Annotated in this window: 2 tRNA genes and 1 rRNA gene; all 3 read right to left on the bottom strand. The window is 48.6% G+C overall.

Annotated elements, in window-relative coordinates:
* Positions 1-171: 171 nt before the first annotated feature.
* Positions 172-247 (bottom strand) — tRNA-Ala (locus HU770_RS26785).
* A gap of 26 nt (positions 248-273) precedes the next feature.
* Positions 274-350, bottom strand: a tRNA-Ile gene (locus HU770_RS26780).
* A gap of 86 nt (positions 351-436) precedes the next feature.
* Positions 437-498: ribosomal RNA gene (locus HU770_RS26775) — 16S ribosomal RNA — on the bottom strand; the annotation flags it as partial.

Below are 498 nucleotides of genomic sequence, written 5' to 3'. Positions count from 1 at the left end.
AGTTAAGAGCACATCACAAATTTTACCTTAGCCTGATCCACTACCAGTGAAAGTAGTGTTCAGTCTATTTCTATCACATATCCGAATTTTTAAAGAACGATCTGACAAAAGCCAGAAATCAACATTCGACACGAATGCTCATTTCTGAGTTTGATCAAGGTACTGCAAGAGTGGTGGAGCCAAACGGGATCGAACCGCTGACCTCCTGCGTGCAAGGCAGGCGCTCTCCCAGCTGAGCTATGGCCCCGTATTTTGTAGGCCGCACCAAGTAATTGGTAGGTCTGGGCAGATTTGAACTGCCGACCTCACCCTTATCAGGGGTGCGCTCTAACCAACTGAGCTACAGACCTATAACAGGGTCGCGTTACAGCATCGTCTTTATACAAAGAATCAAGCAATTCGTGTGGGAGCTCATCAGCAGGCTGATGTCGTCGATTAAGGAGGTGATCCAGCCGCAGGTTCCCCTACGGCTACCTTGTTACGACTTCACCCCAGTCA

It is taken from the genome of Pseudomonas sp. SWRI68 (assembly GCF_014269165.1).
Classification (GTDB): Bacteria; Pseudomonadota; Gammaproteobacteria; order Pseudomonadales; family Pseudomonadaceae; genus Aquipseudomonas; species Aquipseudomonas capeferrum.
This window is presented reverse-complemented; position numbering and strand designations above follow the sequence as displayed.